The sequence below is a fragment of the Stenotrophomonas sp. BR163 genome, assembly GCF_047520985.2.
GTDB lineage: Bacteria > Pseudomonadota > Gammaproteobacteria > Xanthomonadales > Xanthomonadaceae > Stenotrophomonas > Stenotrophomonas sepilia.
Genome location: NZ_JAXBRE020000021.1, coordinates 42,116 through 54,407, shown reverse-complemented (window position 1 = coordinate 54,407; position 12,292 = coordinate 42,116). Strand labels below are relative to the sequence as shown.

The following is a 12,292-nucleotide window of genomic DNA, read 5'->3' as shown; positions in this document are numbered from 1 at the left end:
CTGGCCGGCAACCTCCGGATGCCTGGAATGGTGCAGGTGCCGGCCAGCGGCCGGCACTACCGCTTCAACTGGCGCTTCAGCGTGGAATCCAGGGTGATCGGCCGGTCCCAGTGCTGGTAGCTGGCCACGATGGCATGGCGCACAGCCCGGTAGTGCAGATTGTCCGGCTTGGTGGGCATGCGCTTGACCACCGCCTCCCAGCCGCCCTCCGGGTCCTGGCTGAAGGCACGCACGCTGTCGCGGCAGGTCTGGCCACTGGCCTTGGCCCAGAAGCAGGCGAAATAAATGTCTCCTGCCTGCCAGCCGTGGGTGGTGAACAGCGCGCTGATGTAGCCGCGCGGCACGTCGGCATAGCGCGACACTTCGTCGAGGAAGGCGTCGGGGTAGCGTTCGGCGTAGTGGTTGATGTCCTGCAGCTGGGCGTCGACCCAGCTGTCGCCGGTGTCCACGTCGTAGGCGCTTGAGCGCTCGGCGGTCTGCTGGGCCAGCACGGTGGCCGGCGCCAGCAGCAGGGACAACAACAGCGCGCGCAGTCGGTGGTTCATGCCCCGATTCTGCCGCAGCCGACGGGCCCTGTCAGGCCGCAGCGGCCTTGGCCTCGATCGCCGCCAGTGCGGCCGGCCAGTCGTGGGCGGTATCGGCAGTGACCATGCGCGGTTCGTCGTCGGCCACGCCATGCTGGGTCTCGTGGGCCCAGGTCACTGCGTACGGGGTATGCACGCCCCAGCCACCCAGCGTCACCACCGGCTCGATGTCCGAGCGCAGCGAGTTGCCGACCATCACGAAGCGCTGCATCGGCAGGTCGAATTCGGCCAGCACGCGGGCGTAGGTCTCCGGGTCCTTCTCGGAAACGATCTCGATGCGCGGGAACAGCTCGGCCAGGTTGGCGACCTTGATCTTGGCTTCCTGGTGGAACAGGTCGCCCTTGGTGATCAGCACCACCGGGTAGTGCTCGGCGATGGCCGCCACCGCTTCACGCACGCCGTCGATCAGCTCGACCGGGTGACGCAGGGTGTCGTGGCCGATCTCCAGAATGCGCTGGATGTCCTTCGCGTCGATGCGCTGGCCGGTGATGTCGATGGCCGCTTCGATCATCGACAGGGTCATGCTCTTGACGCCGTAGCCGAAGGTGCCCAGGTGGCGCTGCTGCACTTCCAGCAGGTGGCGGGCGGTCTGGGTGTCATGCACGTCGACATAGCGCGACAGCAGGTCAAGGTAATCCTGCTCGGCCTTGCGGTAGTAGTCCTCGCTCTTCCACAGCGTATCGTCACCGTCAAAACCGACCAGGCCGATGGCGCGCGACGGCGCAGGCGTGGGGGTGTTCATCGCCCAAGGATACAGGGGCCATGGTGACGAAAAAAACCCGGGCGGCCGAAGCCGCCCGGGTTCCCATACGCCCCGATGCAGGACTTACCTGCCCTGCGCACCCTGCGCTGCGCCACCCGCACCAGCCTGCTGGGCGGCCACGTAGGCCTTGTACTCATCGGCGCTCAGTTCGCCGTCCTTGTTGGTATCAGCCTGGTCGAACACCTGGGCCAGGCCGGCGTTCACCTGCGCCTCGGTCTTGCTGATGGTGCCGTTGCCATCGGTATCGATGCTGGCCCAGGTCTGGCCACCGCCATTGGCCTGCGCCGATGCCGCTGCGGCCGCATTGGTCGCCTGGTCGGCGGCCTGGCCGGCCTGTGCAGCCGCCTGCTGGGCCTGAGCGGCTTCGTTCTGCGCCTGCGCGGCCTGCTGCTTGGCCGACTGGGCCATCGCCGGGATGGCCAGCACGCTGCCGGCGGCGACGATCAGGGCGATCAGGGGCTTGCGGTTGCGAATAGTCATCAGGGGTGTCTCCTACCGATTGGGTGGTGTTGCGCGGCGTGTTGATTCCGCACGGCACCTACCCTGCCACCGCGATTCTGAATCGATTTTGCGCCGCGACCGGCCCGCACACAGGCGATTAACCACTCGCCTCCACGCATGCTTTAGCGCGGTGGTTAGGGTGAAGTGAGTGGCTCATAAGATGCGCATTCAGCGCCTCTGCATTTAACCGGCAGGCAACGAAAAACCTGCGTCAGTCGACGGTTTTTTCCGATGACCGCGAACTGAACAACACCCATGCAAGAGCAACACCGGCGAGCGCACCGGCGATTTCCAGCACCACACGGCTGCCAAGTTCGTTCGGATCGTGGATGGTGGCCAGGAAGATGCGCGCGTACAGCGGCGATTCCAGCCGCACGATGCCCATGTAGAACAGCTTCCACGCATCGATGCCGGCGGCGATGATCACGGCGATGACGCAGGACCAGCCGATCGCGTGCCCCATCGACCACCGCAGCAGGCGGCACAGCTGCGACCACAGGAGGTACACGAGCAGGCCGACCAGCAGGGCAATGGCGCCCGCTTCCAGGGTGCCGAGCAGGCCGAAGTGCAGGGGAAGGTTCATCGGGTGGGCAGGGATGAAGAGGCGGCCAGTGTAAGGGATCTGCTTCGGACCCAATCGGCAGCCACAGTAGATCCACGCCATGCGTGGATGAGTCTCCATCGAGATCGAATAATTCGACGATTGAACAAAGAGCAGCCGAGCATGGGCTCGGCTCTAAAACGGACCGCGCGGGGAATTGTCGAAGGCTGGGTGGGTCCGGTTGCGGGGGCGTGAGCCGCATGGATGCGGCGACCGAGCTTACATGGACGTACTTGCAGCGTCCCACGCAACCGGACCCACCCAGCCATCCCACGGAATGCCAGCTGTTGCTTCGGCCGTTGCAGTTGCCTCTGCAGGTGCAGGGCGCAGCCCTGCCGATACCCCTACCGTACCGGAACGTCGTACGCGGTACCGGGATCCGGTTCCGGCTGGAACGTGTAGTGCCACCACTCCTGCGGATAGTTCACGAAACCACGCCGTGCCATTGCCTGCACCAGTTGCCGCCGGTTCGCCTGCTGCGTCTCACTCAGCCCGCTCGTCTGCGTATGCGCACGCGGCCCGAAGAAGTCGAAGTCAGTGCCCATGTCCAACGGCGTGCATGCACCGCTGCGGCAATCCAGCAGGCCCAGATCCACCGTGGCACCGCGGCTGTGGCCGGAGCGCTCGGCGATGTAGCCGTCGGCCAGCAGGCGCGGCTTGTCCAGGCCCGGATACTGCTGTGCCTTGCGCGAGAGCTCGCGCGGATCGTTCACCCAGGCCATGAAGGCCTGCACCGAACGCACCGGCCGGTAGCAGTCGTAGAGGCGCAGGCCGAAGCCATCGGCGCGCAGGTCCTGCTCCACCTGGGCCAGCGCCTTCGCCACCGGCGCCAGCAGGTAGCACGAAGGCGCCTCGTAGCCGGGCACGCGCGCGCCGGTGAAGTTGTTGGCACCCGCATAGCGGATGTCCAGGTCGATGCGCGGCGACAACGTACGGATCTCCACCAGCCCGGCGCTGGCCGCGTCGGTGGCCGGTGAAACGCGCGGTGGCTCAGCGGCGCTGGTGGTCGCTGCCAGGGCAATCGCCAGTACGAGTGAAATGCAGGTCCTGGAAGTCATAGCTGAAGTCGATGTCCGGATCGATGGCGCGCAGGTCCAGTGTCGGTGCCAGGCCCTCACCCGGCTGCAGCCACGCCTGCGCGTCTTCGCCCAGCGTATCCCAGCGCAGCAGCCAGCGCCCCTGCAGCTGCAGCACAGCCCCCTGCAGCCGGGGCGACTTGTCCACGCTGAAGCGCAGGCCGTCCTTGCCCGGGCACAGCGAGGCCGGCCCCAGCCACGGATCGGTGTAGCGGCCGTGCCAGCGCGGCAGATCGGCGTCCGATGCCGGCCGTGCCTCCGACGTCGCCGGCCGCTGATGGCCGCCTGCCGCGCGCATGGCCTGGTCTGCCTTCAGTTCGGCCAGGTACGCCAGTGCCGGACGCGCCTCATCGGGGGCGGTGAAGCGCTTCAGCGCGGCCTGCATCAATGCGGTGCGCGCATCCTCGCCTTCACCGTTGATCAGCATCACCACGCCCACCTTGCGGTCAGGCAGCAGCGCCAGCGACGAGTACATGCCCGACAGGGTACCGGTGTGCGCCACCTTCCACTGCCCGTCCATGTCCGACACCCGCCAGCCATACCCATAACCGTAGAAATGCGCGTTGTCCCAACGCCGCTGGCGTTCACCCAGCGGCATCGGCATGTGCAGGGTCCACAGCGTACGGCGCTGCTCAGCATCCAACCAGCCAGGTGCCAGGGCAGGATCGAGCAGCACCTGCATCCAGCGCGTCATGTCGCGCAGCGAACAGCGGATGCCGCCGGCGGCCATCGACGGTAGATCCGGGCTGATCGCACCATCGGCGTTCACCACCGCATTGTGGTCGCCATGCCAAGCGTGTGGCTGCGCCACGTTGCCCACCCGCTTCACCGACCACGCCCCCACCTGGCAGCGGGTCATGCCCAGCGGCTCGAACACCTGCTCGCGCATCAGCTGGTCATACGGCTTGCCACCCGCCACCGCCGCCACTTCACCTGCCACCACATACATCAGGTTGTCGTAGGCGTAGTGGCTGCGAAAACTACTGACCGGCTTCAGGTGCGCCAGCCCGCCAATGATGTCGGCGCGGGTGAACGCGTTCGGCTCCGGCCACAGCATCAGGTCACCGGCGCCCAGGCCCAGGCCGCTGTTGTGGATCAGCAGGTCGCGCACCTGCATCTGCTCGCCCACCCACGCATCGTGCATGCGGAAGCCCGGCAGATGTTGCTGCACCGGATCCTCCCAGCGCAGCTTGCCCTGCTGCACCAGCCGCGCCAGCAGCGCGGCGGTCATCGCCTTGCTGTTGGAGGCGATCTTGAACAGCGTGTCCTGGTCGATGCGGCCGCCGTCGCCGCGCGCGCCCTCGGCGTGGCGATAGACCACCTGCCCGTTGTCGACCACCGCGATGGCCAGCCCGGGCAGGTGCTCGTGCTGGACCACGGCGACGACGTCGGCCTCGAGGGAGGCGATGTCGGTCGCCGAAGCGGACGGTGCGGCCAGTGCCGCCGCGGCGATCAGCAGGTGGTACATGCGCGCAGCCCCTCCATTGCCCGCGCCGTCACGGTGGACGGCGCGGATCGTGGCCTCAGAAGTTCCAGGTCACCACCAGCTGGGTGTAGCGCGGGGCCTGCCAGCGCGTCCCGGTGGCGAACGTCGCCTCGCGGTACTGGCCAGGCTGCGCTTCATAGCGCTGGTGCACGTTGATGGTCTTCTGGTTGTTGAACAGGTTGTACACCGACAGCCGTGCACTGAGGTCGATGCCCTCCACCGGCAAACGCCAGGTCACATTGGCGCCCATGGTCCAGGTCCACGGCAGGCGACCGAACGCACCGCGTGGGCTGTACTCGAACTGCCGCTGGTTGTACGGGCCGGAACAGTTGGCCACGCACAGCCAGCCGGTACCACCGCCGCTACCCTCGCTGGAAGTACTGCCACCGGCGATGGAATCGTTTGGCCACATCACGCCGTAGGCAGTGATCGGGCCACCGGACTGCACCTGCAGCGTGGTACCGAACGACCATTGCTTGTTCAGCGAGTAAGCGGCACGCAGCTTGAACTGGTGGCGGAAGTCGTTGAACAGCACGCCATAGCGCTCGTTGGTGGCCGGATGGTCCCAGAACTGGACCATGCCGGTGTCGCCGTAGTTGGTATCGGAATTCACCGGGCCTTCGAAATTGCCCTCGCTCTTCGACCACAGGTAGGACGCGTTGAACATCCACTTCTCGTCCCAGGCACGGTCGATCTGGAACTCCAGTGCCTTGTAGGTGCGCTTGGGCTTGGAGTAACCGATCACCTCGCCGCTGCCGCCCTTCCGATAGCCGCTGTTGGCGGTGTCAATGGTGATCCAGCCCTCGTTGGCGCAGCCGATGCTCTTGTCACCCCAGATCGTCAGGCTCTCGCCCGGGTTGGCGATCGGCCACAGCGTGCTCGGGGTCGGGCCGCACGGGGTGTAATTGATGCGGATGTCGTCCAGCGCACGGGTCATCCGTCGATAGGTGGCGTTGACGCCCCACGACCATGCCTGATTGATCATGTTCTGGAAGCCCAGGATGTACTCGTCCTGGTAGACCGCCTTGAGGTCGCGATCCACACTCTGGCGCAGATCGGCACCGCCGGTGTTCATGCGGGTGTCGGTCGGGCCGATCTGCTGGCCGACGATCGGTGCCATGTACGGTGAGCCTGTCGGCGAGGTTTTCCGCTCCCAGCCGTTGAGCACGTAGTAGCTGTATTCGTCAGTGAGGCCACCGGCGAAATTCACGTTGATGTTGTTGGTAACCGGAAGGTAGTAGCGGCCGGCGTTGCCGAACAGCTTGGTGCTGCCATCACCACGCATGTCCCACGAGAAGCCGACGCGAGGTGCGATCAGGTCATCCATCTTGATGAACGCCTTGCCGGCGGCGGTACGGTTCTCGAAACGGTCCCAGCGCACGCCCAGGTTCAGCATCAGGTTCGGGGTGATGTTCCAGATGTCTTCCACGTACAGCGCATTGGCTTCGGTCTCGAACGTGCCGCCCGACTTGCGGTTGCGCGCACGGAGCATTTCGGTAACGCCAGCCGGTACGTAGGCATTGGCACCGTCCCAGACTTCATCGCCGGGGCGCGCCACGTAGGCGGTGTAGCTCAGTTCGGTCGGGCCGGGGTAGCGGGTGGACTGCTTTGTGGTCATCAGCTCACGGTCGACACCGAAGCGCAGCAGGTGGTCACCCAGCTGCCATTCGAAGTCCAGTCGCGCCACGTCACGGGTATCGTCACGCTCGGCCACTGCCGTGCCCGTGGGGTGGCAGCCTGCGCGCAGGCCCTGCAGCTTGCTCAGGCGCGGGCCGTAGGTACTGTCGGTGAACACGGGGCTGCAGGCCTGATCCAGCGATGAATTGGTGAAGGCACGCTGGTTGTTCTGGCCGACCATGGCGCGCGCGGTGAAGTTCTGTCCGAAGTGGCCGGTGTAGGTGGCCGACCAGTTGCGGCCGCCGGTCTCGGTGACCGAATCGCCGCCCCAAGCGCCGAGCTGGTCGGCGTTCCAGTTGTAACCGTACGACGCATTGGTGACATCGCCCTCATCCGAGAACGCCAGCAGCGCCAGGCTGTGGTTGTCGTTGATGTTCCAGTCCAGCTTGGTGCCCCAGAAGCCGTTGCCGGAATCGTTCTTGAACCAGGTACTGCCATCGGACGAGGTGTTGTGTCCCTTGTCGCTGCGGTCTTCGTACATCGCGAACAGGAACAGCTTGTCCTTGACGATCGGGCCGGAGCCCCACACGTTGGTCTTCAGGAAGGAGTTGTTGTCGCGGCTGCCGTAGGAATGCGGGGTGCCGTCGCGGTGGAAATGATCGCCGCCACTGGCGCGCCACGCACTGGGCTCGGCGGTGACTTCAACACCGCCCTCGAATTCGTTGCTGCCCGAACGGGTCACCGCATTGATCACGCCACCGGTGGAGCGGCCGAACTCGACCGAGTAGCCACCGGTCTTGACCTGGAACTCCTTGAAGAAGGCGAACGGCGCGGTGCTGAAGCCGCGACGGGTATACATGTCGGTGACATTCAGGCCATTGATGAAGACCGCATTCTCGGCCACCGATGAACCAGCGAATGACAGGCCGCCGAATGACGAGTTGCCGCCGACCACGCCCGGCGCCATCAGCGCGACCGCAGACAGGTCCTGCGCCACCGGCAGCCGCGAGATCTCCTGGCGGTTGATGTTGAAGGATGTCTCGGTGGAGTAGACGTCCACGCGGTTGACCACTCGGGTGCCGACCACCTGCAGCGCATCGAGATTGGTGACGCCGCCGCCACTGGCCAGGTTGACCGTGGTGGTACCACCTACTGCCACACTGACAGCAATCTGATCGCCCAGCTTCTGGCCATCGCGGCTGAGCTGCAGCTGGTAGTCACCTACCGGCAGCTGGCCGAGGCGGTAGCTGCCGTCGGCGCCGACGGTGACGGTACGGGTCAGACCCGTACTGTTGCTGACCACGGTCACCTGGTCACCCGCGGTTGCACGGCCGGCAACTGCGCCGCTCACGTTCTGTGCCATCGCGATGCCGGGCAGCACTACGCCCAGACACGCCCCAAGGGCGACGCACAACGCCGCCCGCTTGATGCTGTAAGCCTTCATCCCCTGCTCTCTCCTGCAAGAATTGAATGGTGTGGAATGCGGTGTGTCGCGCTAGCGTTGCCTGGCTGGCAGTACCCGCCACTGGAAGTCGTAGCTCCATTGGTCGAAGTACAGGTTGCCGCCTGCCCACTCGGCCTCGCCGCGCTGCGAGTCGACCGTTTCCGAGCGGAAGTGCTGCTTGGCCGGCACGAAGGGCTGGCCGAAATCGTCGTTGAAGGCGATGCGGTAGCCGTCGAGGCCACCCAGGTAGAAGTCACGGAGGGCCGGCACATCACTGGCCAGTGCGCCGGTGGTCACGTCCATCGGTAGCCAACCATACGGCGCCAGGTAGACCTGCCCCCAGTCATGCAGGTTGTTGTAGCCGCTGCCGTCGCCGGAGAACACCATGCCCGACTGCCAGCGCGCGGGAATGCCGTTCAGGCGCAGCAGCGCGATCAGCAACAGGGTCTGCTGCCCGCAGTCGGCATGGCCGGCACGCAGTGCGTAGTCGCTGATGTTGCTGAGCGTGGAATATTCGCGCGCACCGGCCCATGGAATGCGGTCGACCGCGGCAAACAGCTTGCGCAACACTTCATACGGGCGCGTCTCGCCCTGCAGCACCTGGTCGGAGAACAGCTTCAATGCCGGGGTGAAACGCACATGCGGCAGCTGTTCGGCCAGGTAGGGCTTCAATGCGGGATCGTTCGGTGTCGCCTGCACCTTGGCCGGATCGATCGCGGTATGCCGGGCGAAGATCGTGACCGCGTAACGGATCTCGAAACGGGTCGGCTGCCCGGCAACCGCTTTGGCTTCGAGGTAGGCGGTGCGTTGCTGGGTATGGGCCGGAGCCACGCGCGCCTTGCCCGGGGTGCTGCCCAGCCACTGCACCTGCTCCTGCTGGCCGGGGATCTCGCGCGGGTACGGAATCCAGGCACGCACGGTCTCGCCGGCCGGCACCGCATCGGCCTTCACCGTCAGCGACTGGGTGAATTCATAGCGCTGCGGCAGAACCGACGCCTGGCCACTCTGTTCGGCCGCAGCAACCACGCCTGCGTGGTGGGCATTGAGCACTTCGTTGGGGCCCGGAGGCGGCATCGGTGCATCCGCGCGGCGACGCGCGCGTGCTTCGTCGCTGCGCAGGAACAGGTTCGAGGGTGCGCGCTTGAAGTACCAACGCTCGCCATCGATATCGAGATGCTCGATCAGGCCGAGTTGGTCCCAGCGCGCAAATTCCTCGTCGGTCAGATCGGGAATGCCGCGCCGTACGGCGTCCTTGGCGGCGTTTTCGTCGAGGGCGAAATCCAGGCGAATGCGGCGCATGCGCTCGCGCTGGAACGCTTCGTCAGTGGCGGCGGGTGTAGTGGCCAGCAGCGCGTCGGCGTTGCGGAAACGGCCGCTGTCGACCAGGTCGATCACCTGCACTCCTCGCGCGCGCTGCTGGCTGCTGCGCTCGCCTGCTGCGTGCGCGGCCGACACCCACAGCAGCAGCGCGGCACTCAGGCCGGCGGCGGCAGTCAGACGCGGTTTGCGAACGGCAGGATCCACAGCGACACTTCCCCAGCGCGGGTGGTAACGGCTGTGTAACACGGGCCGGGATGTTGGTCAATAATTTATTCTTGCTTTCGGGGCCAAAAGGAATAAATATTCCAACAGGCATTCGAGGAGGGTGTGCACCGCATGAGCCTGGCTTTCCGCGAACGGCACCGGCATTGGCCGCGCCGCTTGACCCTGGCCCTGTGCCTGCTGGCCGCCCCGGCCTTTGCACAGGCGGCCCCGCCGCCCGACCCGGGTGCGCCGCTGCCCTATGTGATCGGCCTGCACGAGGCCTATCTGACCCCGCAGTACTGGGCCGCGCGCTTGGACGACGCCGATGCGCCGATTCTGGATCGCGCGCAGATCGAAGCACAGAACGCGCGGATGCGGGCGCAGGACAGCCACATCCAGGACATCGCCGCACTGCCCGCCCAGCTTGATGCGGCGACGGTTCGCGCCAGCATCACCGCGCTGTCGCGCTGGCCCACCCGCGCCCTCTACAACGACAAGGGCCAGGCGATCGCACCCGCGCTGCGCAGCGCGATCGAAGCCAACCTCGGTCTCGATGCGATTCCCGTCCAGGTGGCACCGGCCTACGGGATGGTGGTGAAGCGTGCCGCGCTGCGCACCTTCCCCACCCGCGAGCGCGTCTTCAGCAGCGTCGGTGACACCGACATCGACCGCTTCCAGGAATCGGCACTGTTCCCCGGCGACAAGGTGGCCGTGGTCCATCGCAGTACCGATGGCCGTTGGCTGTTCGTGCACAGCGAGCGCTACAGCGCGTGGATCGAAGCCGACGCCATCGCCAGCGGCGACAAGGCCACGGTGCTCGGCTACGGCGCGAAGGGACCGTACCGGATCGTCACCGGCGCCACCGCGCAGACCGCCTATACCCCGGAGGAGCCGCGCGTCTCGCGCCTGCAGCTGGACATGGGCGTGCGCCTGCCGGTGCTGGCCGACTGGCCCGCGTCAGAGCCGGTGAACGGCCAGCAGGCCCACGCCTCGTGGGTGGTGCAGTTGCCGGTACGCGAGGCCGATGGCCGATTGAAGCTGGCGCCGGCGCTGCTGCCGCGCTCGCAGGACACCGCCGCCGATTACCTGCCGCTGACCCCGCGCCTGCTGCTGCAGCAGGCCTTCAAGTTCCTGGGCGAGCGCTACGGCTGGGGTCACGACTACGACACCCGCGACTGCAGCGGTTTCGTCTCCGAGATCTACCGCAGCTTCGGCGTGCTGCTGCCACGCAATACCAGCGCGCAGGCGGTCAGTCCGGCGCTGGATCGCCTGCCGTTCACCGGCAAGGACGGCAAGGCGGTGCGCGACCGTGCCGTCACCCGCCTGCAGGTGGGCGACCTGGTCTACATTCCCGGTCATGTGATGATGGCCATCGGCCACGTCGACGGCCGCACCTGGGTGATCCACGATACGGCGGGCGGCAGCTGGTTCGGTGCCGACGGCAGACGTGTGCAGGCCCATCTCAATGGTGTTTCGGTCACGCCGCTGGAGCCGATGATGGCCAGCGACACCGTCCGCTACATCGACCGCATCACCAACATCCAGCGCCTGCGGGCCAAGACTCCTGAATGAAGATCACCGCCATCGAACTGGGCATGCTGCGCGTGCCGTTGAAGACACCGTTCAAGACCGCGCTGCGCACGGTGGAGACCGTGGAAGACGTGGTGGTGCTGATCCGCACCGACACCGGTCACACCGGTTACGGCGAGGCACCGGCTACAGCGGTGATCACCGGTGATACCCACGGCTCGATCATCGAAGCGATCCGCCACTTCATCGCACCGCGCCTGATCGGCCAGGACGTGGTCAACCTCAACCACCTGTGCACGCTGGTGCAGACCGCGATGGAGCGCAACACCAGCGCCAAGGCCGCAGTGGAGATCGCGCTGTACGACCTGTGGGCGCAGCTGCACGGTGCCCCGCTGTACCAGATGCTCGGTGGCGGCGACCCGGTGATCACCACCGACATCACCATCAGCGTGGACTACATCGACAAGATGGTGGCCGATTCGTTGTCGGCGATCGAACGCGGCTTCGAGTCGCTGAAGATCAAGGTCGGCAAGGACATCGGACTGGACATCGAACGGGTCAAGGCGATCCATGCCGCCGTGGAAGGCCGCGCCCTGCTGCGCCTGGATGCCAACCAGGGCTGGACCGCCAAGCAGGCGGTGCATGCGATGCGCACGCTGGAGGAAGCCGGCGTGGTACTGGAGCTGCTGGAGCAGCCGGTGAAGGCCGCCGACATCAGCGGCCTGAAGTACGTCACCGACCGCGTCAACACGCCGGTGATGGCCGACGAAAGCGTGTTCAACCCCAGCCAGGTGATGGACCTGATCCAGCAGCGCGCGGCCGACATCATCAACATCAAGCTGATGAAGACCGGTGGCCTGTCCAACGCGATCCGCATCGCCGACATCGCCGGCATCTACGGCGTGCCGTGCATGATCGGCTGCATGATCGAATCGAGCATCAGCGTGGCTGCGGCCGTGCACCTGGCCGTGGCCAAGAGCGATGTGATCACCAAGGTTGATCTGGACGGCCCCTCGCTGGGCCAGTTCAACCCGGTCAGCGGTGGTGTGCATTTCAACGAATCGGAGATCAGCATCAGCGACGTGCCGGGGCTGGGTATTACTGAAGTGCGTGGGCTGGAGATGCTGGGTTGATTTCTGCCTTGCGGCTGACGTTGCGTGCCACTG

The 12,292-nt window shown here is 66.0% G+C and carries 10 protein-coding genes; 2 read left to right on the top strand and 8 right to left on the bottom strand.

Annotated elements, in window-relative coordinates:
• Positions 1-56: 56 nt before the first annotated feature.
• From ACM0PY_RS16065 to ACM0PY_RS16030, 8 genes are all read right to left on the bottom strand, one after another.
• Complete coding sequence (locus ACM0PY_RS16065) at positions 57-545, bottom strand: hypothetical protein (protein ID WP_134971444.1); 489 nt, start codon at positions 543-545, stop codon at positions 57-59.
• A 31-nt stretch (positions 546-576) separates the two neighbouring features.
• A complete protein-coding gene (locus ACM0PY_RS16060; protein ID WP_072169044.1) occupies positions 577-1,326 on the bottom strand; it encodes an HAD family hydrolase in 750 nt (249 codons plus the stop codon).
• An 84-nt stretch (positions 1,327-1,410) separates the two neighbouring features.
• A complete protein-coding gene (locus ACM0PY_RS16055; protein ID WP_019662197.1) occupies positions 1,411-1,827 on the bottom strand; it encodes an EF-hand domain-containing protein in 417 nt (138 codons plus the stop codon).
• Positions 1,828-2,059: 232 nt separating this feature from the next.
• The gene (locus tag ACM0PY_RS16050; protein ID WP_049413267.1) at positions 2,060-2,431 is read right to left on the bottom strand and encodes a hypothetical protein; all 372 of its coding nucleotides are present in this window, start codon (positions 2,429-2,431) and stop codon (positions 2,060-2,062) included.
• Positions 2,432-2,793: 362 nt separating this feature from the next.
• Positions 2,794-3,507, bottom strand: coding sequence for a M15 family metallopeptidase (locus ACM0PY_RS16045; protein ID WP_219629286.1), 714 nt, complete (start codon positions 3,505-3,507; stop codon positions 2,794-2,796).
• Positions 3,440-4,993 carry a serine hydrolase domain-containing protein gene (locus ACM0PY_RS16040; protein WP_134971446.1) on the bottom strand — a complete coding sequence of 518 codons (1,554 nt, stop codon included), beginning with the start codon at positions 4,991-4,993 and terminating at the stop codon, positions 3,440-3,442. Before ACM0PY_RS16040 ends, ACM0PY_RS16045 begins: the two co-directional genes overlap by 68 nt.
• Before the next feature lie 55 nt (positions 4,994-5,048).
• Complete coding sequence (locus ACM0PY_RS16035; protein WP_134971448.1) at positions 5,049-8,072, bottom strand: TonB-dependent receptor; 3,024 nt, start codon at positions 8,070-8,072, stop codon at positions 5,049-5,051.
• 51 nt (positions 8,073-8,123) lie between these two features.
• The gene (locus tag ACM0PY_RS16030) at positions 8,124-9,596 is read right to left on the bottom strand and encodes a transglutaminase-like domain-containing protein (protein ID WP_414609331.1); all 1,473 of its coding nucleotides are present in this window, start codon (positions 9,594-9,596) and stop codon (positions 8,124-8,126) included.
• A gap of 132 nt (positions 9,597-9,728) precedes the next feature.
• Here ACM0PY_RS16030 and ACM0PY_RS16025 point away from each other — a divergent pair, with 132 nt between their 5' ends.
• Positions 9,729-11,168 (top strand): SH3 domain-containing protein, encoded by a 1,440-nt coding sequence (locus ACM0PY_RS16025; protein WP_134971452.1) that lies wholly within the window; start codon positions 9,729-9,731, stop codon positions 11,166-11,168.
• Positions 11,165-12,259, top strand: coding sequence for a dipeptide epimerase (locus tag ACM0PY_RS16020; protein ID WP_134971454.1), 1,095 nt, complete (start codon positions 11,165-11,167; stop codon positions 12,257-12,259). Before ACM0PY_RS16025 ends, ACM0PY_RS16020 begins: the two co-directional genes overlap by 4 nt.
• Positions 12,260-12,292: the final 33 nt, after the last annotated feature.

Excerpts from the sequence above, each read along its gene's own strand:
- ACM0PY_RS16060 (WP_072169044.1), bottom strand. The coding sequence starts at position 1,326 with ATGAACACCCCCACGCCTGCGCCGTCGCGCGCCATCGGCCTGGTCGGT.
- ACM0PY_RS16025 (WP_134971452.1), top strand. The coding sequence starts at position 9,729 with ATGAGCCTGGCTTTCCGCGAACGGCACCGGCATTGGCCGCGCCGCTTG.
- ACM0PY_RS16035 (WP_134971448.1), bottom strand. The coding sequence starts at position 8,072 with ATGAAGGCTTACAGCATCAAGCGGGCGGCGTTGTGCGTCGCCCTTGGG.
- ACM0PY_RS16045 (WP_219629286.1), bottom strand. The coding sequence starts at position 3,507 with ATGACTTCCAGGACCTGCATTTCACTCGTACTGGCGATTGCCCTGGCA.
- ACM0PY_RS16055 (WP_019662197.1), bottom strand. The coding sequence starts at position 1,827 with ATGACTATTCGCAACCGCAAGCCCCTGATCGCCCTGATCGTCGCCGCC.
- ACM0PY_RS16050 (WP_049413267.1), bottom strand. The coding sequence starts at position 2,431 with ATGAACCTTCCCCTGCACTTCGGCCTGCTCGGCACCCTGGAAGCGGGC.
- ACM0PY_RS16065 (WP_134971444.1), bottom strand. The coding sequence starts at position 545 with ATGAACCACCGACTGCGCGCGCTGTTGTTGTCCCTGCTGCTGGCGCCG.
- ACM0PY_RS16040 (WP_134971446.1), bottom strand. The coding sequence starts at position 4,993 with ATGTACCACCTGCTGATCGCCGCGGCGGCACTGGCCGCACCGTCCGCT.
- ACM0PY_RS16020 (WP_134971454.1), top strand. The coding sequence starts at position 11,165 with ATGAAGATCACCGCCATCGAACTGGGCATGCTGCGCGTGCCGTTGAAG.